Here is a 21,358-nt window from a genome sequence, read left to right on the forward strand (position 1 = left end):
TTGCCGCATAAAGGAGCCAGCTATGTTCTTCGCACATCTGACCCCGCGTCGGCTACTAGTCGGGGCAATCGGTGCTGGCGCAATTACCGGCACGCTGCTATGTAGCACCGCGGCGACCGCCGCGGCTGACTCCCCGCCTCGGCCCCCCGGCTGCACGGCAGCGGATGTAGCCGGCGTCGCGTCAGGTGTCGCGGCAGCGCTCTCGGGCTACCTGTTCACTCATCCGGACCTGAACGAGTTCTACACCGGACTCCAGGATCGTCCCAAAGACCAGATCCGCGACGACGTCCAGCAGTACTTCAACGCCAACCCGGAAGAGCAAGCCGATCTCGAAAACATCCGTCAGCCCCTGGCTGACATCAGGCAGCGTTGTCAGTGGACACCGCTGCTGGGGCAGGGCGGCGCGACCCCTTGAGCGATCGAAACAAGCACGCCCAAAACTTGCCACCGGTCAGAGTGAGGAGATCCCGATGAACGGGTGGGTGCGGCCTTGGACTGCAGGGGCGATAGCAGTATTGACCCTTACCGCGATTCCTGAGATGTATGCCGTCGTAGAGCCTTCCGGTGTGGCCAACGCCGACGTCTGCGCAAGCGTCGGCAGGCGTGTCTCCGTGAGCGGGTGCACCAACGTTGCCGATACTATCAACGCCAATGTCCCGCCACCGGACGCGTATGCACCGCTGCCGCAAGACTTTCCGCCCCCACCGCCCCCACCGCCCCCGGTGAATGTTTGCGTCGGAGCCGGCCGGCGAGTTCATGTAAGCGGATGCTTCTGAAACGGCGGCTGCTATACCGTTCACCGCTTAGACGCTGTGCCTCGACCTCGCCGCGTGCGGTGCGCCGCTAACACGTCAGCATTTGCCAACGATTGGGCCTCAGCGGCCAGGGTGGACGCCCTGTTGGCGTGGGCGATGGCCTCGGTGTCGCTGGTTGCCTGCTTGCCTTGCGCCGCCGCCAAATGCCGTTTCGCCTCTTCGACCCTGGTTTGGGCCCCGGTGCCGACGCTCTCGCGATGTCTGGCGACGTAGTCGGAGATCTGGCGCAATCTGCCGTCCGCCATGGATAACGCCTGCTCCAATGAATAGTCGTGCCCTCCAACGCGCCCATCGGTAGGGGTGACCCGCCGGCGGCGTCGCGCGCGGTAGAGCATGAAAACCACCACGACGACGACCACGAGGACGACGACGCCGATCGCGATCGGCACCCAGATCGGCTTTGTAGGCTTTGATGAAATTGCCGATCTGTCCAACCCGTCAGCCGCGGCGACCGCAGCGCCACTCCAGTCTTTGGCGGCAATCGCCGGTTCAATTTGTTTGCTTCGCAAACCGATCAACTCGGCTGCTGTGAGGCCCTGCACCTGCGGCGGCACCGTGAACGCGTACAGCTTGGTGTTCGTGGCCACGGCAAGCAGTGCGTCGTGGTCGCCCATCGCGCTGGCGTCGCGGGTGCGGTCAGCCCAGTTTTCTGGTTTGAACCTGGAAAAGTTGTCGACGTAGACCACCCACAATTGGATGTGCTGATGGCGGTAAAGCCGGTCGATTGCCGAGCTGACCGCTGCCCGACCGGAATCCGTCAGCACCCCGGTGCTGTCAGTGATGTGATCCGTGAGTTTGGACGGCGGTTGTGCGCCGGCGGGGCTTGCCAACAGCAGCCCCGCTGTGAGGATTGTCAGAATCACACCCGCCAGGCGAACAACCCGCATACGGGTAATTTAGCCGTCCTTCGCGGAAAGGCGGACAACTGCAGCTCAGGAAATGATCGGGCCGAGGAAAACACTAGGCCGCAGGGGCTTGCGCTGGCATGGTGGCGTTTCGTGCGGGTGTGGCTGAGTGGCTAGGCAGCGGCCTGCAAAGCCGTATACACGGGTTCGAGTCCCGTCACTCGCTCTGCGCCATGGCGTCGAGGTAGAACCATCGGCCGGCGCGGCGCTCGAACCGACTGCGCTCGTGCAGGCGGCCGACGCGGCCCGCGGACTCGAACTGGGCCGTGAATTCCACTTCCCCGTGATCGTCGTCCGGACCACCCGCGACCGTGTCGATCACGTTCAGGCCGATCCAGGTGGTGCCCGGGTCAATCGTCACGTCGGCCGGGCGCGTGCGGGGGTGCCAAGTGCGGTACAGGTAGTCGGCGTCTCCGTGGGCGAATGCCGAATACCGCGATCTCATCAATTCCTCGGCCGACCGGGCCTGCGACTCGCCGTGGTGAAACGGCCCGCAACAGGCCGAATAGCTTTCGGCACTGCCGCACGGACACGGTTCGTTCATGCCAAGAGCCTGACAGACCGTTACGGTGCCTCCCCCATCGGCGCACCACCCGGCGCGTCCTGCAGTATCTGCTGCAATTTGTCGAGCGGATCGCCTCCCGCGGGATCAAGCCGCCGTGGTGGGATCTCCCGGCCGTCGGGTGCGACGGTGGCGACCGGCGGCGGTGGAGGTGGTGCCGCTGGCGGCGGGGGCGGTGGCGGTGGCGGTGTTGCCGGCGGCGGAACGTTGAGCGCAGTTCGTTTGGCCGCCAACCGGTTCGCGGCGTCATCCCGGATGGCCCGCCGTTGCGGGTCCGTGTCACCGTTACCGAGAAAACAGCTTTGTGGCGCCTGGTCTACGACGGATAGCGCGCTCGCATAATGTTCCTCGGCGCGCGCCCGATCCCCGGCCGCCGCGGCACGGTCGCCCTCGGTCTCTCGGACCAGTTCGAGGTTGACCCGCACCGGGCAGGAGCGGTCGGCGCTGCTGCGGGCAAGCGCGGCGGAGAAGTGACTGTCGGCATCGTCGAGTCGGCCGTCAAGCACGGCGGCGGCGCCCGCAGCGAACGGCGCCTTCGCGGGTTCCATTACGTTGGCCACGCCAAGGATTGCCGCATCGGACCGCAAGGTGTTCCCATCGCCGCTCGCGAAGGCGTGAGCCGCCGAATTGCCAGCCACCACAACCGAAAAAAGCTTGACCGCAACCAGCAGCGCGGCGGCGGTGACCGGTGCCGAGTAGACCAGCAGCCGCCGTCGCAGCCGCAGCCGTGCCGGTGGGGGAGTCACGACGTCAGGTCCCGCCGGGCGATGCGGCCGCGCCGGAATTCGCGGACCGAAAGGTAGATCTCGGCGAGCAGCAGCCCCGCGGCGAGCAGCGCAGGCAGCCAGTACAGCTCGGTCTGTCCGTCGGCCTCCGCCCGGAAATCCGCCGTGTCGGGCAGGTCGGGCCGGAAAGCCTGTCCCGGATCCCGATGTACATACGGCACGTTGAGTTGTGCTGCAATTTGTCGCAATTCGGCTTCGTTGATCGCGTCGCTGCGGCCGTAGCCCAGCACCGCTCCGCCGGCCACCGCGCTCTGCGTGAGGTTGAAGTCGCCCTGGGGGGCGCGCGAACCTGGCGCACCGGAGCCGAAGTAGAGCACCACGTTTCGCGAACCCGGATACTGCTGCGCCGCCTGGATCAACTGATATCGCAGCACGTTGTCCGCCGCTCCCCCGTTCACATCGGAACCCGCGTTTTCGGGGCCGATCGCGGCGACGGTCGGGCGCAGGCTCCAGACATCCTCGGCCAGCGGCCAGTCCAGCGAGGCCCGCGAGGCGAAGCCGACGAGCGCGTACCGTGCCGCCGGGTACTGCTTGATCACGGCGGCGACGTCGTCACGCATCCCCGCGATCCGCGGTTCGCCGGCGCCGTAGTCGTCGACGCCGGAGTCGGCCGATCGATCGACGACGAGGAACACGTTGAGGTTCTCGCCAGCCGCTCGGGTTGCGCCACGGCCGTTTTCGTCGTCACGAAGTCCGGGGCGGGTGGTCGCGGCAAGGAGCAGCAGCACCGTGAAAGTCACACCGGTCCAACGTAGCGCCGTGCGGCCACGCCGGCGCCCCGCCGATAGGAGCGCCTGGCGCAGCGCCACCAGTCGCGCCAGGAGTAGCGCACCTGCGACGACCGCGAAGATCGGCCAAGGCAGCAGAGGATGGAATGTCATCGGCGCAGCACCAACAGGGCCACCGACAGCACGGCCGCTGACAGCAGCGCGATTACTAGCGGTACCACCGGGTCGTCGCGGAAGTCCGCGGTCACGATGGTGCCGTCGGCCAGGCGCGCGGGTGGGGTGTGTGCGCGAATTTCGTTGATTGCCTTGATCACCGATCCTCGTCCCGGCGCGAGGTACCGGCCCCCGCTCCGCTTGGCGAGGGCGACGAGCGGGCCACTTGCCGCTGACGGCGCGGTGTCGATGACATTGAGCTGCGTTCCGGCGCGCTCGGCCACGTCCCACACACTGGTGTCGGTGAACAGTGCGGGGCGCGAGTCTCCTGCGGCACGGAGATCTGAGGGCCCAAGATAGATCACCGACCGTCGATGCGTGTCGCCCTTCTCGATCGTCGGAAATCCTGACATACAGAGCGCCAGAACGTCGTTCACGCTGGTCGCATAGTCCGTGTAGGGTACCGCGGGGGCGAACGACGCCGACTGTGCCGCATGAGCCCCGGTGTATTCGCCGAATCGTGCCGCGGCGTACTGGTGGTCGCGCGTCAGCGGCACCAGGCGGCGGTTGACCGATGTCAAGCCGATCCGTTGACGCTGAGGCGACGTGCCGGCCTGCCGCGCGAAGTAGTCGAGCAGTTCGGTCGTCGCCGCGTCGGTCACCGGCTGCCCGACACACAGCATGATGTCTTCGGGGTAGGCGGCGTCGAAGTCGTTGCCGGCGACGGTCGGACGGGCCGCCGCCCACGAGGCGGCGCCGAACATGACCGTCAGGACCACCAGGGTGACCACCGTTGACAGTGATCGCAGCCGGGCTACTTTCGCGTACTCGGGTAACCGGGTCAGACGTGCGATGTTGGCTAACGGGCGCAGCTGCCGGCGGGCAGCGGTCATGGGCAGCAATGCCGCCAGCGCCACAACCGCGACTAAGCAGGCCAATCCGATGGCCAGTATGGGCCACCATTTCAGATCCACGAGCGGATCAACTCCTGCGCCCGGGTGCTCACGTCGGCGATATCGACGTGCGCGGCGGCGTTGAACTGCGCGTCCCCGAGCCGGGTCAGCAGCGGCGCGGCCGCGGCCAGGTTCGCGTCGGCCATGGCCCCGACGTGTAGGTACTGCGCCCGCGCTCCGGTCGCTTGATGCAGAAAGCTGCGCACCGTCCGGCTGATTGCCGCGCACGCCGCCGGAGCCGACATCTGCCCGGCGTCGTGCTCGTCGGCGATGCCTTGCACGCGGCGGGCGAAGCGGTCACGAATCAGCCAGGCGTGCACTCGCCGCACGACGGGGATGCGCCGCAGTCGGTGCGAGGGCAGCGTCCATACGAAAACGATTACGTACCAGATAATTACGGCAATCACCAACGCCACGGCCAACAACAACCACCACGACGAGTACGGCTGCGGACCGAATATGTGGCGCAGCAGATCATCCGGCACGGGCGGCCACCTCGGTCAGGCGAACGAGTTCGCGCCGGATGTGATCGCTGCCGGCGATAGTCGCGTGGGGAATCGCGTGACCGGTGAGGAGCGCGTCGAGGCGGTTGCGACGGGACTGCTCGGCGCGACGGTAAGCGGTGACGACCCGCGGGCCGAGGTCGGCTCCATTCAGGACGAAACGACCGGTGGCGACGTCGTATCCGTCGGTGTTGTCGGGACCCACCGCGGGCATGTCCGACACCATCGCCCACATGATGTCGTGGCGCCCGCTCAGTCGGGCGAGCACTGCGCCGAGTTTGTCATCGGCCTCGGGTTCATCGGACACCACGATGATCAACATGGTGTGTCGGTAATGCGTTGCCACGTAGTCAAGTTGGGTGGTGATGTCACTGCGGCCGGGGTTGGTGCTGGTGTGCTGGTACCAGCGGTGCAGTAGTCCCTCGATGTGCGACTCGCCGCGCCGCTGCGGAATGTTCACACTGCCGCGACGGTCGCCGTAGACCATGCCGATCTGATCCGATCGCCGCAGACCGATCAACCCCACCGCGCCCATGATGTGCGCGGCGACGTCGCGTTTGCCCTCCCCGCTCGGGGCGAGCGCCGACATGTTGCGACCTGCATCGGCGACGAGCAAAATCTTGTGGTGCTTCTCGGAGACGAACCGCTTGATGAGTACGCTGCCCGATCGCGCCGAGGCCTTCCAGTCGATGTCCCGGACGTCGTCGCCGGGCACGTACGGGCGTAGATCGTCGAATTCCATGCTACGCGTGTGCAATAGCGCATAGCGGCCACCTTCGAGCAGGCCGCGGGTGTCGGTGCCGAAGTGCGCCTTGGCCCGGTTGAGGTGCTTACCCAAGGTGGCCTTCCGGCGCCTCAGGGGACCCTGACGACCCGCAGCGCGGCGTCGATGACGAGCTCGGGGGTGATATCGGCGCTGGCCGCTTCGAATCCGAGGATGAGCCGGTGCCGCAGCACTCGGTGCGCGAGCCTCGCGATGTCCTCGGGCAGTACGTGCGCACGCCCGGACAGCAGGGCCTGCGCCCGGGCCGCCTTACAGAACGCGATCGTTGCGCGGGGGCTGGCGCCGTATTCGACCAGTCGCGCGATCTGCTTGGGCAGCGCCCCCGCGGGGTGACGGGTCACATCGACCAGCTGGCTGGCATAGAGCATCAGCGCGCGATCCATGTGGACATGGCGCACCACGTCCTGGACGCGCAGCACGTCCTCGAGGCCGACCACCGGCGGTGCGGGCCGCCCCTTGTCGTAGATGCCGGCGTCGATCCGCGACATCACTTCCACCTCCTCCTGCGGGGAGGGGTAGCGCACGATCTCTTTGAGCAGGAAGCGGTCGGTCTGCGCTTCGGAGAGCGGATAGGTGCCTTCCTGGTCGACGGGGTTCTGGGTAGCGATGACCAGAAACGGGTCCGCGAGGGGATGCACCTGCCCGGCGATCGTGGTCTGCCGCTCCTCCATCGCCTCGAGCATCGCGCTTTGCGTCTTCGCGCTGGACCGGTTGATCTCGTCGAGCAGCACGATGTTCGCGTGCACCGGCCCTAATTGGGTGACGAACGAGTTGGTCGCCGAGTCATAGATCTGCGTGCCGACGATGTCGCTGGGCAGCAGGTCGGGCGTGCACTGGATGCGTTGAAAGCGGCCGTGAATCGACTCGGCGAGCACCTTGGCTGCGGTGGTCTTTGCCAGGCCCGGCAAGCTTTCCAGCAAGATGTGTCCGCCCGCGAGCAGGCCGATGAGCAGCGACTCTCGCAGGTCGCGCTGCCCGACGATCTTGGCCGCGAAGGCCCCGGAAATGGCGTCAACGATTCCCCGGACTTCGTCGATTTCGCGTTGATCCGGTTGTGTCCTGGCTGTAGTCATACGCCCGGGGGATACCCCGGACCCGAATCTCCACACGTGGTCGGCCTCGTCCTCCCCACCCTGGAGTGCCGAATTCGCGTTGATACCGCGCGAAACCTCTGCACTCTGCGCCTGGCGATGCCGACGCGCGCCGCCGACAAAACGGAAATGGACAGCTCAGATGGTCAATTGCCGATGGGTGGCCGGGGTACACCGGCCACGGGAGGGAACGGTCCCTCGCCCTCCTCCGGCACTACCTGCTCGGCACCCCGCTTGGGCTCGGACTTCGGGTCGTCGGCGGTGTTGTTAGACGCTTCATCCGCACGGCGTCGGGTCATCGGCATCTCCTTCTTTGACGATCCGGAACCCATACCCACCCTCGATGTCGCTATACCCAGCGCCGAGATAACTGCTAATTGGCGCGGGCCAGCTGGCAGGGCTTGGACGTGGGCGGCTGCGGATGTCGAAACCAATGACCCTTGTTTGTGGGACTTTCGCCGCTAGCCCGATAGCACCCGCCTGCGGTTAACTGGGACGACGTACTCCACCACGCTGCGCTTGGGGATTCGATGAAAAGAGCAATATTCGGCGTGTCGGCGGCAGCAGCCCTAGCACTAGTACCCCTCTGTGTTCCCTTGGCACCAGCAGACGCCGGCGACCCCTGCGTCGACGTCACCGATCCCGCCGCCCACCAAGCCTGCCTCGACAATTACATGCGTGAGATCTACAGACGCGAACTTGGCCAGTGCGAGGCGAGCCCAAATCACGGACAGATCGGTCAGGTTTGTGGGTAACCACCTCGGCCCCTAGCCCGCCGGGGAGTCCCCATCTTCGGCCGGGGCCCGCCCGCGAAGGTGACGCCAACGTCGGGCGGGTGCATCCCCCAACGCGCCAAGACGTGAGCGCTGGAAGAACTGCGCTCCCTTGAATGCCAAAGCGACTCAAGGCAAGTCGCTGAAGACGTATACCTTCGGTCGGGTGGCTTTACCCGCCCGGCAGTTGTTGCGCCAAAGCCCACGCCATCTGCGCCAGTGCGCGGTAGCGGTCCCGGATTTCTGATGTGCCGGCGCGGGAGTCGGCAGCATTGCCGTCGAGCCCGCGCCGCCACACGCCGGCGGTGATGGAGGCGAGGCGGAACATAGAGAACACGATGAAGGCGTCGAGCGAGCGAGGTGGCTCTCGGTCGGCGTGCCGACAGTAACTCGCAACGAATGCCTGCTCGTCGGGTATCCCGGTGCCGGTCAGGTCCTCGCCCGCTACACCCTTCGTGCCGCTGAAGTCCGGCGGCAGATGGTAGGTCAAACAGGTGTAGGCAAGATCGGCCAACGGATGGCCGATGGTCGCCAGCTCCCAGTCGAGTACTGCAACGATCCGGGGCCCGGTTGGATGGATCAGGACGTTGCCCAAGCGGTAGTCGCCGTGCGCGATGCAAGCCGGTTCGTCGTCCGTTGGCAGGTGTTCTGGCAACCACTGCGCCAACAGATCCATCGCCGGCATGTCCTCCACGCGCGCGGCCTGCCACTGCCTCGTCCACAGCGCCACCTGGCGTTGCAGGTAACCCTCTGGCTTGCCGAAACCCTCGAGGCCCACCGCGCGCCAGTCCACCCGGTGCAGCGCCGCGAGGACCCGTGCGAGGTCCTCGTAGACCGCCGCACGATGTGCCGAAGCGCTCTCGGGCATGGCCGGGTCGTGAAAGATACGTCCGGGGACGTAGTCCATGATGAAAAATGTTGTGCCGATGATAGATTCGTCATTACACAACAGCCGCATACGCGGGACCGGCACACCGGTGTCTCGCAACGCCGACATGACGCGGTGTTCGCGCTCCACTTCATGTGCCCGGGGGAGTAACCGGCCCGGCGGCTTCTTGCGAAGGACGTACTCGCCAGCGGTGGTTTGCAGGTGAAACGTCGGGTTGCTTTGTCCGCCTTGGAACTGGCGAACCTTCAGTTCACCGTCGAAGCCGGGAAGCTTTCCGCGCAGGTGCCGCGCGAGGCCGGCTTCATCGAACCGGTGCGCGGCTAGCACCGGCACCAGTTCTGCCACGCCGTCCATCGCTGCAACGTTACGTGCGAATTCCCGAGCCGCTACGGAAATCGTCGTCTGCGACGTGTCACGGCAGCCTGAATGTGCTGCCGATATCTCAACCGGAGTAGCAACCATCGCCGATGGGCTGCAAACCCCAACGTGAGCGGATCGAGCGGCGTCTTGGAGATGGCTCCAATGTTGCATATGCCCGCGTTCAACGCCCGCAACACACCGGTGTCCATTGGCGAAATCACGATGAAGTTCGTCACGCCGGGGGTGCCACGCGCAGGCTCGCGCAGGTCGCCCTGCCCGACGATCTTCGCCCCGAAGCCGCGGAGATGGCCGGCGGGCGTTGGCACATCCTTGGGTTCAGGGCGAGATGGCACAAGGCCTCGCCCCCGATCACGGCTCCGGACGCCACCTGAGCGGCACGTGAACGGGGAACCAACCGTCGAAAATCTCGCTGGGCGAAGGGCTGTAGGGTTTGGGATGCCACGCTTTGGGCACCTCGCCACCGCTCCAGTCGAACCAAAAGTACGGAATCTTGGCGAGCCACACTTCAAAGAACACGCCCAACAGGTCCCGGGCCAGGTGCGAGGCCGGACACCGGTGCGGGCCTCCCCCGAAACTCCAATTGCGCTGCGGGCCATCGAGTTTGATGACGTGACCTGACATGTCATCAAACTCGTCGCGATGCACGAATCCGACGCACAACTCGACAGGCGACCCGGCTGGGATCGTCGTTTCGCCGATTGTCACGTTGCGGCTGGTGATTCGGGACACGGTCTTCGCCCCGCCATCCAACCGCAGTAGCTCCTCGATGAACCGGCGTTGCCGGTCAGGGTTTTCGCGTAGTTCACGCTGCAATATCGGCTGTCGGGCCAGCACAGCCAGTCCGGCCCTGATAGCAAACGACGCGAAGATGAAGCCTCGGCCCACCGAGGCCATCAGTCCCAGTACTTCTTCGTCGGTCAGGGGTTCGGTGGCGAGGATACTGATCAAATCGGGGCCGCTCTGTGGGGCTCGGCGGATTGCCGCCACCATTTGCGTGTTGACCGCGTCGGGAGCGGTATCCGTCGGCAGCCCGCAGACCGTGACGAAGGCCGCGCGCCAGACGACCTCGGCGACACCCACACCGTCGCAGCGGTCCAGTTGCGCCGCTACGGCGCCGACGCATTGTTCGATGATCGCGCGCACGGGCTTGAGCATGTCCCGCGAGTTGCTGGGAGTGAACAACTGTTCGACCATGATTTTCCGGTACGGACCGAACGGCGGATTACCGGGCATCAGCTCGCCTTGGCGGCTGGCGAAAACCTCGCCATCGCGCATGGCAGCAAGAACGTCGTCGCGCCGCCACAGCACGTACGTGCCGTCCGGCTGCCGCAGCACTGGTTGACCGGAGCGCTCCGCGGCGGCCAGCCACTCCCGATAACCGTTGGCTGCTTCCTCGTCGGAACGCATGACTTCCAGCGCGGCGTCGCTACCCGACTCGATCATCGCGCACCACTGACCTTCACAATCGGCGGTCGCTGCGAACCAAGCATGACCGGCGCCGCCTGGAACTCCGACGCCGAAAGTCTATCGCCGAGACGGCGAGGCGTCGCCGCAACAGCCGCCTGGCCTGCGGCGGCTAGGTGTGGACTTTCCAACCCGCTAGTGGGGTGGGGGCCGCCGGAGCGTTGGGGTCATTGAACTCGATGTAGATGTCGCCTTGGTTGACGGAGCCGTCGTAGGCGATGTATCCGTGGGCGGTCTGGCCGTTGGTCACACTGCCCGAGCGCAGCGGCGGCGTCTTGTTGATCTTCTGGTAATCAACCGTCAGTGAGCCGCGTTCGACGTCCCGGTAAGGGTCTTGCCTCCACGGCGACGACGCGGCAGTCACGTAGGCCTCGCCGTAGCTGAAAGGTGTGTCGGACTTGCCGACGATGGTGAGCTCGATGACGTCGCAGCCCCCGCCGCTCCCGGTGCAGCTCGACGACACCCAGCTCGCGTTGTTGAGCGTGACGTCGGCGGTCGCGGCGCTGTATTCCGTGACATGGATGGTGGTGCCGGCTTTGCCTATCGGAAACGGCTGCTGTTGGGGTGTTGGATCGGCGGCACCGAGCGGCGCCGTTAGGCCAGCCGCCATCGCGAGCAACGCCGCGACCGCTGCGCTCACCGGAGTTGATATGGCCACCCGCAGACGATAGCGCGCACCACTGCAATTGGCCCACGTCATTCGGATGGAAAGTAGGGCGGGCGGGGCTCGAACCCGCGACCAACGGATTGTGAGTCCTGTAGCAAGCGCCTCTGACGAACAGGTGTAATGATTAGCCGGCACAGGCTAACGGCGACGAGCCATAGGATCAACGACGATGCGCTGCCACCTCCCTAGCCCGGCTTCGTGATGGCAATTACAAATATCGAGTTGAGTTTCCTCCTGGAGGCGTCGCGCCGCGGCCTGCTTCCTCAGAAAGGCCGCCTCCTGGAATTCGGCGAAGCCGAGTCCGTGATCGATGCGGCGCAGGCAATCCCGCTTCTTCTCGCCGAAGGACCACGGCGGGACGCGTTGCTGGCCGAGACGGCGCCGGACGGCATGTCTCAGGCCTATGCCGACGCCAAGCGAATCTACAAAGCCCTGTTCGACTTCCGCAGCTACAACGCCATCGATCTGCTCCCGCCCAATGATTATCGCCTGCAGCAGGATCTCAACCTGCCCTTCGATCTTGGGTCAAGGTTCGACGTCTGCATCAACAACGGCACGACCGAGCACGTCTTCAATCAAGCCAATTGCTACAAGGCGATTCACGATCACACCGCCCCAGGGGGAGTGATGATCCATTGGACGCCGTGTCTGGGATGGGTCGACCACGGTTTCTACAACGTCCAGCCGGGTTTCTTCCACGACCTGGCTACCGCGAACAGCTATGAAGTCCTGCTCGCCGTGCTGTCGAGCGAGAGCATGATGGTCCCGATGGTCCCCGGCCAGATCACCTCCGAGATCGTCGCCGCCAATCCAGGCATCCGGGACAGCCTCGCCTGCGCCGTCCTACGCAAGACGACGGATGAACCGTTCCACTTTCCCTTGCAGGGGGTCTATTCCTTTCTCACGGAACTGGCAGCGCGAGCAGATGCATCCCATCCAGGGAGCCTCAAGGATTAGCCGAAGTGACTGACAAGCATCAGCCGAAGGCATACATGCCTGAGTAGGGCGGGGGCGGGGCTCGAACTCGTTCCGAAACCGCAGGTCACCTGCGGAAACACTGGTTCAGCACGCGAAAAGCACGCGAAAACACCTGGGATTACACGAAAGGTGTTGATGGCCTCAACAACGGCCATCGAACTCTCCACAATCAAGCAGGATCTGTGCATTGCGAATGCCTGATTCGAGTATCTCGTCGGAGAGTTGCCGATCGGAGACGGCGCGTGCGAGTTGCAGGGTGGCAACGAGAAGCGTGAACAACCCGAGCGCCTTGGTGCGGGCGGCGGAAGGGTCGTGTGGGGACAAGTGCGTCGCAACCGTGTCGATGATGGATTGCATTCCCTCGGTGTAGGAATCGCGGATGGCGTCATCGCAGCGGCCGATTTCATCGAGCAGGGCCGCAGAGGGACAGCCCGTGCTCGGATCGTCCCGATGACGTGGCGAGAGGTAGTCGCGCACATATTCCTCCAGTGCCGCGCGGCCCTCGGGTAGCGAGCCGAGGTTGGCATGCTGGGCGCGCAGTTGGTCGGCGACCACGTTGGCCACGAGGTCATCCTTGGATTCGAAGTGCGCGTAGAACGCGCCGTTTGTCAGCCCCGCGTCAGACATGAGGGCAGCGACACCTGAACCGTCGATGCCGTCCTCTTTGAAACGCCGGCCTGCGGAATCGATAATCCTTCGCCGCGTTTCGCCTTTGTGCTCCGCGTCGTACCTCGCCACAGTCGCGTCCTCCGTTCGCCTCCAAGTCGCCCTTGCGCATCATAGCCGATTACCTTACAGTCATAATATTATGATCGTCAGCCAATCGGCCCACACCGAGGAAGACCCATGGCTCCTCTGAATGAACCACGGCAGGTGGCCTGCGGCCTTGTGTCACCGAGCCCGATCATGAAGGCCGCGGTGCGAGCGGCCCTCGCCATCCCGGGGAACCCGCGCGGCGCTCGCCGTGGGCGGCGTTGCCCGACGTGGAGTCGGGATATTCGATGACACGTCTGTCCTACGACATTCGCGACAAGGTCGTGCTCATCACCGGCGGAACCGGCGGAATCGGCAGCGCTACCGCGCGCGAACTTATCGGCCGCGGCGCGAAGGTCGCCCTGGTGGACGTCGACCCGCAGACACCACAAATTGCTGCGCACATGTCCTCACACTCGGCCTTCGGCTCAGTCGCCGACGTGTATAACCGCGACGGACTCGACCTCGCCGTTGCCGAAGTCGTTGACCGTTTCGGACGGGTTGACATCGCGATCGCCAACGCCGGCATTCTCTCTCGTGCCGCCACTTTGCGGACCACGCCGAAGTCATCGATCGACTCCGTGCTCGCAATCAACGTCACCGGCGTCGTGAACACCATCCAAGCCGCCATGGATCAGGTCATCGCTCACCGCGGCCAATTCGTCCTCATCAGTTCGGTTTTCGCGTTTCTCAACGGCATGGGCACGATTCCTTATGCCATGAGCAAAGCAGCGGTTGAGCAGCTCGGCCGCGGGTTACGCGTAGAACTTGCCGCGCACGGCGTCTCGACCACGATCGCCTACTTCTCACTGATCGAAACCAACATGATCAGGCAAGGCGTCGACGCCGACCCCGCTGTCGACGATCTGCTCGCGACCTTGCCCCGGCCCCTGTTGAAACGCCTTCAACCCGACTACGCTGCAACAGCACTCGCCGACGGCCTCGCTCATCGGTCACCGCGCGTGGTGGAGCCATCCAGATGGAAGCCCCTTTCGGCGCTGCGAGGACTCCCCGCGCCTGCAATGGATTCGCATCTGGCCCGTGACCGGCGAACCCTTTCCGCGCTGTCCAAACTCGACGCGCGAACCCACATCGCACAGTGAGAACCAACAATCCCAATGTCCCCGCGTGGACATACGACCACATCGAAAGGCACGAAATGGCTTCGTGGATAGACACACCGACTCGCAAGATCGACGTCGGCGGCGTCGAGTTCGCGTATCGCGAACTCGGCACCGGGTCAGCCGTTCCTGTGGTGTTCCTCCATCACCTCACCGCGGTTCTCGATGACTGGGACCCGCGAATCATCGACGGTATCGCCGCGCACCATCGCGTGATCGCCTTCGACAATCGCGGTGTCGGCGCGACGGGCTCCTCGGTGCCACCCACGGTCGAGCAGATGGGCACCGACGCCATCGCCTTCATCCGCGCCTTGGGACTCAAACACGTTGATCTATTGGGCTTTTCGCTCGGCGGCGGCGTCGCGCAGATGATCGCCCTACAGGCACCATACCTTGTGCGGCGCATGATCCTCGCCGGCACCGGCCCACGCGGCGGCGGCGGCATCGACAAAATGGCAACCATCGTCGGGATCGCCTACCTCAAAGCGGCACTCACGTTCAGCGATCCTAGAAATTTCCTGTTCTTTCCCCGCACCGCCGAGGGCAAACGGGCCGCGTCGGACTATCTCATCCGCCTCAAGGAACGCACCCAAAACCGTGACAAACGAATCTCGATGCAGGCCCGCATCGCTCAGCTCAAAGCCATCCGACACGCCGGACAAAGCGAACCCGACGACCTGTCGCTCATCACCCAGCCCGTCTTAGTGGCCAACGGCGACCACGACCTCATGGTCGACAGCAGCCACTCAGCCGACATGGCACGCCGACTGCCGAACGCCCAACTGAAGATCTACCCCAACTCGGGACACGGCGGAGTGTTCCAGCACCACCGGACCTTCGTACCCGACGCCCTGCGATTCCTCGCCGAGGAAAGCGCTTCCGAGACCAACAGGAGAACATCATGAACGCGGATCAAAATCAGCGCAGCGACACGATCACGTCGTACACGCATGCGCCATCGCGCACAGTCACCGCAGCGGGTGTCACCTACGCCTACCGCGAACTTGGGCCGACGGGCGGGGTTCCGGTCATCTTCTTTGTCCATCTCGCCGCCACGCTGGACAACTGGGATCCCCGGATCATCGATCCGATCGCTCAGCACCACCACGTCATCGCTTTCGACAACCGCGGCGTAGGAGCCTCCACCGGCACCGTCCCCGACACCGTCGAGTCGATGGCCGACGACGCCTATACCTTCATCACCGCACTCGGTTTCAACACCGTCGACATCCTCTCCTTCTCCCTCGGCGGAATGGTCGCCCAAGCGCTGGTGCTCAAACATCCTGAACTCGTCCGCAAGCTGATCCTCACCGGAACCGGACCCGCAGGCGGAAAGAGCATTGACAAGGTTGCCGGTACCACCTACTACGACACGCTGCGTGCCGCCCTTGCCCGAAAGGACCCCAAGGAGTTTCTGTTCTTCAACCGCGACGACATCGGCAGACGCGCCGCACGCGCGTTCGTGGAGCGCCTAGAAGAACGCACCGAGGATCGGGACGCGCCGATCACGGTGAAGGCTTTCCGAACCCAACTCAAAGCGATCAAGCGGTGGGGGCGCTCGACACCCGCAGACCTGTCTGTGATCACCCATCCGACGTTGATCGCGAACGGCGACAACGATCGCATGGTCCCCACGGCTCTCTCCGAAGACATGCATCTTCGGATCGCTGACTCGAAACTCGTCATCTATCCCAACTCTGGGCACGGCGCGATCTTCCAGTACCACCACGAGTTCGCTTCTACTGCAATTCGATTCATTGATGCGTGATCTGCATCAACGGCAATATCACCTCCCGGCGAAATCACAACGGAAGAAGACATGACCCAGCAACACAAGAGCTACCTCGAGATCGAGGACCGCGGAGCCATTCTGATCGTGCGAGTGGATGGCGGCCCGCACAGCCTGTTCGGCCTGGACATCGCCAACGAGCTCGACGCGCTGGTGAGCCGCGTCGACCGCGACCCGAACGTTCACGCGGTGGTGTTCACCGGCGCCCGCGAGGGGCGGTTCGTCAGCCACGCCGACGTGCGGTGGCTGCAGGCCGAAGGCGTGGCAGTGCCGGAGTTGAACCGCCGTGCCGCCTCGGCCGCGCTGCGGCTGGCCCGTGGCATCGACCGGGCCCGGGCGCTGGACCCGGTTGTACAGAAGACCCCGCTACGCGGCGTCGCCCAACTGGACCGCCTGCACAACACATTCCTGCGGATGAACGCCAGCGGCGTCATCTTCGTCGCCGCCCTCAACGGATCAGCGCTGGGACTGGGTGCGGAGTTCGCCTGGGCGTGTGATCTGCGGATCATGGCCGACGACGCGAGCTTCTTCATCGGTCAGCCCGAGGTGCTGTTAGGCATCATGCCCGGCGGCGGCGGCAGCCAGCGCCTAACAAGGCTGATCGGCACCCACAAGTCGCTGGTCGCGATTCTGGAGGGCAAGCCGTTCACCCCCTCCCAGGCACTGGCCAACGGCGCGGTCGACGACGTGGTGCCCACCGACCAGGTTGTGGAGCGGGCGGTCGAGGTGGCCGAGTACTTCGGCAAGCGAACCAAGGGGTCGGTCGAGGCGATCAAACGCTCGGTCTACTTCGGCGGATCGATGTCGCTGACCGAAGGCCTGCACGTGGAGCGCACCGAGTTCCTGGGCACCGACCAGTCCCCGCGGGGCCAGCAGCTGATGCTGCAGTACCTCGACGACATCGACTCGGTCGGCGAGTTGCCGCTTTATCACGGCGACACCTACGACCGCGCCCTGGAAGCCGGCACAGTGCCCGCTCTCGGCGCGGAGGTGATGGTCAAGTGAGTGCCACGCAGTCGTTCACCCGCCACGACGTGTCCTTCACCTCTGGTGACGACACCTGCGCCGCCTGGCTCTACCTGCCAACCGGGGTGACCGCCCCGCCGGTGGTGATCCTGGGCCACGGCCTGGGCGGTACCCGCGAGATGCGCCTGGACGCCTTCGCCGAACGCTTCGCCCAGGCCGGGATCGCGGCGCTGGCATTCACCTACCGGCACTTCGGTGACAGCACCGGCCAGCCCCGCCAGTTGTTGTCGATCAAACGCCAACTGGCGGACTGGGATGCCGCCATCGCCTTTGTCAAAGGCCGTCGCGAAGTCGACCGCACGCGAATCGCGGTGTGGGGCAGCTCGTTCGGCGGTGGGCACGCCATCACCGTTGCGTCACGGCATCCCGAACTCACCGCGGCGGTGGCGCAATGCCCGTTCACCGATGGGTTGACCTCCGCGCTGGCACTAGGGCCGCTGGCATCCCTGAAGGTGCTGCCCTCGGTGGCCAGGGACTACGTCTCCATCCTGCGCGGGAAGGCCCCGGCGATGATCCCGCTGGCCGGCCCGCCCGGCTCGCTGGCCCTGATGAACGCCCCGGACGCATTGCCCGGCTATCGGGCCCTTCTGCCGGCGGACACGACGTTCCGCAACGAGGTGGCCGCCCGCGTCGCCCCGACGATCACGACCTATCGGCCCGGACTGTCGGCCAAGGAGATCGCCTACCCGATCCTGTTCTGCATCAGCGACACCGACACTGTCACCCCGCCCGAGCAGACCGAGCGCTATGCCTGGACCGCGCCGCGCGGGGAGATCAAGCACTACGACGCCGGGCACTTCGAGTTCTACCTAGGCGAACCCTTCGAGCAACTGGTCGGCGATCAGATCGAGTTCCTTAACCGCCACCTGCGGCGGGGCACCGTCGTGAGCGCCGACCACGCCGACGGACCGGGCGGGCGGCTCCCGCTGGCTGATCAGGAAGCGACACGATGAAGGCGTTCACGCTGACCCGTTACGGCAAGACCGACAACGTCGACGCCGTCGAACGAACCCAGCCCGCCCTGGGCCACGACGACGTCTTGGTGCGGATCCACGCCGCCAGCATCAACCCACTGGATCTGAAGATCCGCAACGGCGAACTCAAACCGCTACTGCGCTACAAGCTTCCGATCGTGCTGGGCAACGACCTGGCCGGCGTCGTCGTTGAGACCGGTCCGCGGGTGCGCGGATTCGCGCCCGGCGACGAGGTGTACTCCAAACCCCGGCAGGACCGCATCGGCGCCTTCGCCGAACACATCGCCATCGATGAGAGCGACGTCGCCCCCAAGCCCGAGCGACTCGACATGGCCGAAGCCGCCTCCCTGCCACTGGTCGCGCTCACCGCATGGCAGGCGCTGGTCGAGAAGGCCCACGTTCAACCCGGTCAGAAGGTCCTGATCCACGCGGGTTCCGGCGGACTGGGCAGCATCGCCATCCAGTTGGCCAAACATCTCGGCGCGACCGTCGCCACCACGACCAGCGCCGTAAATGCCGGCTGGGTCAAGGACCTGGGTGCCGACGTCGTCATCGACTACAAGACCCAGGACTTCGCCGCCGAATTGTCCGGTTATGACGTCGTTCTGGACACTCAGGGCGGACAGACACTGCAGAAGTCGCTGGAGGTGCTCAAACCCGGCGGCACGGTCATCTCGGTCGCCGGCCCACCCGACCCCGTGTTCGCCCGTGAATTCGGCGCCAACTGGATTCTGGTGCAGGCGATGCGCGCCCTGAGCTTCTCCATCCGGCGCAAGGCCAAACGACGTTCGGTGACTTACTCGTTCCTGTTCATGACCGCCAACGGCCAACAGTTGCGCCAATTGGGTGCCCTCGTCGATGCCGGGGTGATCCGCCCCGTTATCGACCGGGTGTTTCCGTTCGCCGACACGTTGGAGGGGCTGTCCTACGTCGAGAGCGGACGCGCCAAGGGCAAGGTCGTCGTGTCCGTCATTAGCGAAGAACCGCCGTCGTGACCGCAGAGCCGGTCGCCTTCGACTTGCCGGTCATCGGATCCGGGTTCGGGGGCAGCGTCTCCGCGCAGCGGCTGTCGGAGAAGGGGTTTCGCGTCGGTGTCCTCGAACGAGGCCGCCGCTACGAGCCCGCCGACCTACCCGCCTCGGCGTGGCAGACCCACAATTTCGCCCAAGTTAGCTAGCGCATCATCGCCGCGACCGCCAGGCCGCTAGGCCGCTAGGCGCCGGGGTGAACACCGCTAGCCGGCGGCCCCGCGTGGCTGTACACCTCTGACCATGCCTTACTTTGTGGGGCGGGCGGGGCTCGAACCCGCGACCAACGGATTATGAGTCCCTAGACAGCCCTCTTGCGACCAGGCCGAACGATTGCCTGATTCGCGCCATATCCCCTGCCAGACAGTAATATCTGCCGTTGCCGGTACGGGCGCGGTACGGGTCCAGTACGGCTGCAAAACGCCCCCGGTCGCCGGGGTGACGCCTGGGTGAAGATGCGCGCAGGTCTGTTAGCTAGCGATCGGCCGATGAGACGGCGCGCTCCTCATATTTGCCCCTTGAGTGGGGCATGCGCCGGTGTTCAGATTGCGCCGGTCGAACGGAGGCGCTCCATTCCGGCCTCGTCGTAGCCTGCCAGGGCGCGGAGTAACTCTTCCGTATGCTGCCCAACGTGCGGCGCTGCCGGCGGTGCAAATCCCTCGTCGGGTTTGGTCTTGATGCATGTTCCCATCAATCGCTGCGAAGTCCCGTCCGCCTGAGCCTGCTCGTAGACGAGTCGACGAGCTTTAGAGTGGTCGTCGTCGAACAGGTCTGCGCCCAAGAATGCCGGGGCTCCTGCGATATCGGTCGCAATGAAGAAGTCAATCCATTCCTTGCGTGTGCGTTCCTTGAATATTGCCGTCAGCACCTCGCGCAGCCGTGCCTCTGCCTCGAGATCCTGCCCCGGCTTCTGGCGCCCGGGTTCGTAGAGATCCATCCTGTCGAGTGATTCGCAGAATCTCAGCCAGAACTTGTCCTCCAAGGCGTTGAACACCACGTAGTTGCCGTCGCTGGTTTCGTAGTACTGGTAGCGAAGCGATGCGCGGATTCCCTCACCGTAGGTCGGTTGACCGTTCGCCAACGCGGTGAGGTGCTGGAAGTTCCAGTTAATCGCCGCATCGACCTGCGCTACTTCGACGTGCTGCGGCTTGCCGTCGCGCCCGGCGGCGTGCAGCGCGGCGAGTACGCCCATCGCTGCGTACAGCGGTCCCGCAAGAACACCTGTGGTCCCTGTGGCCGCCCCCGAAAGGCGCGGTGTTCCATCCGCATCTATGATCGGCGGACTCAAGCCGGCGAAACAGTCGAACGACAGCCCGTGTGTGGCCAATCGGGTGTACGGCCCATAGCTGCCCATGCCATTGAGCACGCAGTAGACGACTGTCGGGTTGACTGCAACGACGTCGTCGTAGCTGAAACCGAGCCGCTCCGCCGTGCCGTAACGCAGACCGTCGATCACCACCGCGGATGTCGCGGCCAGGCGGCGAAACGCATCTTGGCCCTCAGTCGTTTTCAGGTTTATCGCCACACTCTTCTTGCCGCGATTCCAGTGAGAGTCCTGCAGCTCGCCGCCGGAAACCGCCGAACCGCGGAAGCCACCGCCGCCGGGCGGCTCCACCTTGATCACTTCTGCGCCGAGATCAGCCAGATGCCCGCCGAGTGCATCCGCGGAGAAGAGTGACACCTCGAGGACTCGGACGTCCCTGAGAAGTTCCATCACGCGACCTTTCCCCGCTACATCATGGTGATTGATTTCAGCTCGGTGTACTCCTCGAAGCCCCAGCGACCCTGCTCGCGGCCGAGCCCACTTTGTTTGAATCCGCCGAAGGGGCCGCCGCCGTTGAACATTCCGCGCGCCGGCAGAGACCAGCCGGGCCCCTGCCCGCCACCCGGATTGGCTCCTAGGTCGGCACCGGGTGCGACCGTCTGCACCATGATGGTGCCGGTTCGGATCTGCCTGGCGACGTTGAATCCCCTTGCGGCATTGCGGGTCATCACCAAACCCGCCAGACCGTAGATGGAGTCGTTAGCGATGCGGATGGCTTCGTCTTCGGAGCGATAGGTCATCACCGCCAGCACGGGCCCGAACACCTCAAACGCGGCTTTTACTACGAGCCGACGGCATTCGTCGACTGCCGCAACGACATGCGCTTGTGCCAGGAAGAGGTTTTCGGGCCCGTGCTGGCGGTGATGACCTATCGCTCCGAAGACGAAGCCATCCGCATCGCTACCGCGGGCA

The 21,358-nt window shown here is 64.9% G+C and carries 25 protein-coding genes, 1 tRNA gene and 1 pseudogene; 12 read left to right on the plus strand and 15 right to left on the minus strand.

Annotated elements, in window-relative coordinates:
- Positions 1 to 22: 22 nt before the first annotated feature.
- Positions 23 to 415, plus strand: a complete 393-nt coding sequence (locus A5756_RS24075; protein WP_066958298.1) for a heme-binding protein — start codon at positions 23 to 25, stop codon at positions 413 to 415.
- A gap of 67 nt (positions 416 to 482) precedes the next feature.
- Positions 483 to 776, plus strand: a complete 294-nt coding sequence (locus A5756_RS26590; protein ID WP_369828741.1) for a hypothetical protein — start codon at positions 483 to 485, stop codon at positions 774 to 776.
- 20 nt (positions 777 to 796) lie between these two features.
- Here the strand turns inward: A5756_RS26590 and A5756_RS24080 are convergent, their stop codons facing one another.
- Positions 797 to 1,702, minus strand: coding sequence for a YgcG family protein (locus A5756_RS24080; protein WP_066958301.1), 906 nt, complete (start codon positions 1,700 to 1,702; stop codon positions 797 to 799).
- Positions 1,703 to 1,815: 113 nt separating this feature from the next.
- On the opposite strand from A5756_RS24080, the gene A5756_RS24085 reads away from it, so the two are divergent.
- Positions 1,816 to 1,886, plus strand: a tRNA-Cys gene (locus A5756_RS24085).
- Here A5756_RS24085 and A5756_RS24090 read toward each other — a convergent pair.
- From A5756_RS24090 to A5756_RS24135, 11 genes are all read right to left on the minus strand, one after another.
- Complete coding sequence (locus A5756_RS24090) at positions 1,878 to 2,264, minus strand: YchJ family protein (protein WP_066958303.1); 387 nt, start codon at positions 2,262 to 2,264, stop codon at positions 1,878 to 1,880. The genes A5756_RS24085 and A5756_RS24090 overlap by 9 nt on opposite strands.
- Positions 2,265 to 2,284: 20 nt before the next feature.
- On the minus strand, positions 2,285 to 3,028 hold the full coding sequence (locus A5756_RS24095; RefSeq protein WP_066958306.1) for a hypothetical protein: 744 nt from the start codon (positions 3,026 to 3,028) through the stop codon (positions 2,285 to 2,287).
- Entirely contained in the window at positions 3,025 to 3,948 is a 924-nt protein-coding gene (locus A5756_RS24100; protein ID WP_066958308.1) for a hypothetical protein, read from the minus strand. Before A5756_RS24100 ends, A5756_RS24095 begins: the two co-directional genes overlap by 4 nt.
- Positions 3,945 to 4,922, minus strand: coding sequence for a hypothetical protein (locus tag A5756_RS24105; protein WP_066958310.1), 978 nt, complete (start codon positions 4,920 to 4,922; stop codon positions 3,945 to 3,947). The genes A5756_RS24100 and A5756_RS24105 overlap by 4 nt, the downstream gene beginning before the upstream one ends.
- Complete coding sequence (locus tag A5756_RS24110; RefSeq protein WP_066958313.1) at positions 4,913 to 5,386, minus strand: hypothetical protein; 474 nt, start codon at positions 5,384 to 5,386, stop codon at positions 4,913 to 4,915. The genes A5756_RS24105 and A5756_RS24110 overlap by 10 nt, the downstream gene beginning before the upstream one ends.
- Positions 5,376 to 6,242, minus strand: coding sequence for a DUF58 domain-containing protein (locus A5756_RS24115; protein WP_066958315.1), 867 nt, complete (start codon positions 6,240 to 6,242; stop codon positions 5,376 to 5,378). The genes A5756_RS24110 and A5756_RS24115 overlap by 11 nt, the downstream gene beginning before the upstream one ends.
- A 17-nt stretch (positions 6,243 to 6,259) precedes the next feature.
- Positions 6,260 to 7,261, minus strand: a complete 1,002-nt coding sequence (locus A5756_RS24120; RefSeq protein WP_066958317.1) for a MoxR family ATPase — start codon at positions 7,259 to 7,261, stop codon at positions 6,260 to 6,262.
- Between the two features lie 164 nt (positions 7,262 to 7,425).
- Positions 7,426 to 7,578, minus strand: coding sequence for a hypothetical protein (locus A5756_RS26115; protein WP_156659797.1), 153 nt, complete (start codon positions 7,576 to 7,578; stop codon positions 7,426 to 7,428).
- 646 nt (positions 7,579 to 8,224) lie between these two features.
- Positions 8,225 to 9,295: a phosphotransferase family protein gene (locus A5756_RS24125; RefSeq protein WP_066958320.1), complete on the minus strand. Its 1,071-nt coding sequence runs from the start codon at positions 9,293 to 9,295 to the stop codon at positions 8,225 to 8,227.
- A 375-nt stretch (positions 9,296 to 9,670) separates the two neighbouring features.
- Positions 9,671 to 10,765: a cytochrome P450 gene (locus tag A5756_RS24130; RefSeq protein ID WP_066958323.1), complete on the minus strand. Its 1,095-nt coding sequence runs from the start codon at positions 10,763 to 10,765 to the stop codon at positions 9,671 to 9,673.
- 133 nt (positions 10,766 to 10,898) lie between these two features.
- Positions 10,899 to 11,396 carry a hypothetical protein gene (locus A5756_RS24135; protein ID WP_066958351.1) on the minus strand — a complete coding sequence of 166 codons (498 nt, stop codon included), beginning with the start codon at positions 11,394 to 11,396 and terminating at the stop codon, positions 10,899 to 10,901.
- A 279-nt stretch (positions 11,397 to 11,675) separates the two neighbouring features.
- Here A5756_RS24135 and A5756_RS24140 point away from each other — a divergent pair, with 279 nt between their 5' ends.
- Positions 11,676 to 12,410, plus strand: a complete 735-nt coding sequence (locus A5756_RS24140) for a hypothetical protein (RefSeq protein ID WP_066958326.1) — start codon at positions 11,676 to 11,678, stop codon at positions 12,408 to 12,410.
- Positions 12,411 to 12,572: 162 nt separating this feature from the next.
- Here A5756_RS24140 and A5756_RS24145 read toward each other — a convergent pair whose 3' ends face one another.
- On the minus strand, positions 12,573 to 13,169 hold the full coding sequence (locus A5756_RS24145) for a TetR/AcrR family transcriptional regulator (RefSeq protein WP_066958329.1): 597 nt from the start codon (positions 13,167 to 13,169) through the stop codon (positions 12,573 to 12,575).
- 263 nt (positions 13,170 to 13,432) lie between these two features.
- On the opposite strand from A5756_RS24145, the gene A5756_RS24150 reads away from it, so the two are divergent.
- Genes A5756_RS24150 through A5756_RS24180 form a run of 7 tightly spaced genes read left to right on the plus strand, consistent with a single transcriptional unit; the run spans position 13,433 to position 19,271 of the window.
- Positions 13,433 to 14,287, plus strand: a complete 855-nt coding sequence (locus A5756_RS24150; RefSeq protein WP_066958353.1) for an SDR family NAD(P)-dependent oxidoreductase — start codon at positions 13,433 to 13,435, stop codon at positions 14,285 to 14,287.
- 56 nt (positions 14,288 to 14,343) lie between these two features.
- The gene (locus A5756_RS24155) at positions 14,344 to 15,210 is read left to right on the plus strand and encodes an alpha/beta fold hydrolase (RefSeq protein ID WP_066958356.1); all 867 of its coding nucleotides are present in this window, start codon (positions 14,344 to 14,346) and stop codon (positions 15,208 to 15,210) included.
- Positions 15,207 to 16,073 carry an alpha/beta fold hydrolase gene (locus A5756_RS24160; RefSeq protein WP_066958332.1) on the plus strand — a complete coding sequence of 289 codons (867 nt, stop codon included), beginning with the start codon at positions 15,207 to 15,209 and terminating at the stop codon, positions 16,071 to 16,073. The genes A5756_RS24155 and A5756_RS24160 overlap by 4 nt, the downstream gene beginning before the upstream one ends.
- A 51-nt stretch (positions 16,074 to 16,124) precedes the next feature.
- Positions 16,125 to 17,099, plus strand: coding sequence for an enoyl-CoA hydratase/isomerase family protein (locus A5756_RS24165; protein WP_066958334.1), 975 nt, complete (start codon positions 16,125 to 16,127; stop codon positions 17,097 to 17,099).
- Positions 17,096 to 18,073, plus strand: a complete 978-nt coding sequence (locus A5756_RS24170) for an alpha/beta hydrolase (RefSeq protein WP_082948237.1) — start codon at positions 17,096 to 17,098, stop codon at positions 18,071 to 18,073. Before A5756_RS24165 ends, A5756_RS24170 begins: the two co-directional genes overlap by 4 nt.
- Positions 18,070 to 19,089, plus strand: coding sequence for an NADP-dependent oxidoreductase (locus A5756_RS24175; protein WP_066958337.1), 1,020 nt, complete (start codon positions 18,070 to 18,072; stop codon positions 19,087 to 19,089). The genes A5756_RS24170 and A5756_RS24175 overlap by 4 nt, the downstream gene beginning before the upstream one ends.
- Entirely contained in the window at positions 19,086 to 19,271 is a 186-nt protein-coding gene (locus tag A5756_RS24180; protein WP_066958339.1) for an FAD/NAD(P)-binding protein, read from the plus strand. The genes A5756_RS24175 and A5756_RS24180 overlap by 4 nt, the downstream gene beginning before the upstream one ends.
- 392 nt (positions 19,272 to 19,663) lie before the next feature.
- Here A5756_RS24180 and A5756_RS24185 read toward each other — a convergent pair whose 3' ends face one another.
- Together A5756_RS24185 and A5756_RS26120 are read right to left on the minus strand one after the other, a co-directional pair.
- Positions 19,664 to 20,836, minus strand: coding sequence for a CaiB/BaiF CoA-transferase family protein (locus A5756_RS24185; protein ID WP_066958341.1), 1,173 nt, complete (start codon positions 20,834 to 20,836; stop codon positions 19,664 to 19,666).
- A 17-nt stretch (positions 20,837 to 20,853) separates the two neighbouring features.
- Positions 20,854 to 21,279, minus strand: coding sequence for an aldehyde dehydrogenase family protein (locus A5756_RS26120; RefSeq protein ID WP_232005407.1), 426 nt, complete (start codon positions 21,277 to 21,279; stop codon positions 20,854 to 20,856).
- On the opposite strand from A5756_RS26120, the pseudogene A5756_RS26125 reads away from it, so the two are divergent.
- A pseudogene (locus A5756_RS26125) lies at positions 21,256 to 21,358 on the plus strand (aldehyde dehydrogenase family protein); the annotation flags it as partial. The gene A5756_RS26120 and the pseudogene A5756_RS26125 sit on opposite strands and share 24 nt — an antisense overlap.

Origin of the sequence: Mycobacterium sp. 852002-53434_SCH5985345, from assembly GCF_001667155.1 — a bacterium.
GTDB lineage: Bacteria > Actinomycetota > Actinomycetes > Mycobacteriales > Mycobacteriaceae > Mycobacterium.